The organism is Helcococcus sp. KG196 (assembly GCF_046035495.1).
GTDB lineage: Bacteria > Bacillota > Clostridia > Tissierellales > Peptoniphilaceae > Helcococcus > Helcococcus ovis.
The window spans coordinates 1-546 of the sequence record NZ_JBFNFI010000040.1 but is presented as its reverse complement, the minus strand read 5'-3'; the positions used below and the strand labels follow the sequence as shown (position 1 = coordinate 546).

At 20.9% G+C, this 546-nt stretch carries 2 protein-coding genes; both read left to right on the top strand.

Features of this window, described 5'->3' with window-relative positions; genetic code table 11:
- Positions 1–75 precede the first annotated feature (75 nt).
- Entirely contained in the window at positions 76–252 is a 177-nt protein-coding gene (locus tag ABGF45_RS08395; RefSeq protein WP_408112830.1) for a hypothetical protein, read from the top strand.
- Positions 245–546: hypothetical protein (locus ABGF45_RS08390; protein ID WP_408125360.1), on the top strand; the 302-nt coding region annotated here is incomplete at its 3' end. The genes ABGF45_RS08395 and ABGF45_RS08390, both read left to right, overlap by 8 nt.

Genomic DNA, 546 nt, shown 5'->3' with positions numbered 1-546 from the left:
TATTAATAATACCATTAATATTTTTAGTTAGATATATATATCGTGATTTTAAGGATTTATCAAAGGAGATTAAAAATGAGCATATTAGATAAGATAACAATTTTTCTACTTATATATGGAAGCTGTAAAGTAATTGATACATCAATTGTATTATATAAATTTATCGAAGAGATTAAAATTAGAAGAAAATTTAAGAGAATGTATATTAAAGATAATAGAAAAAAGTTAAAAAAGGAAAATTGTAATGAATAATTTCGAAGCAAAAAAAGCATTTGATGAAAAAACAGAGATATATTATAGAGATTTAAAATTTAAGAAAATAAATGCTTTAATTTATAGAAAATATGGAGATGAATTTTATTCTCAAGCAGAATGTCAAGATATGAATGCTGATGCAGTATATATAGTTCCTGTAAACAAATTAAGTTTAACTGAAGAAAAAATTATATATCCAGATAAATTTTCTGATGAAGAAAAAGAGGATATAAACAACAAAATAGTAGATACAGAAAATAAATTAAATTTATTAACGAACACAATCATTTC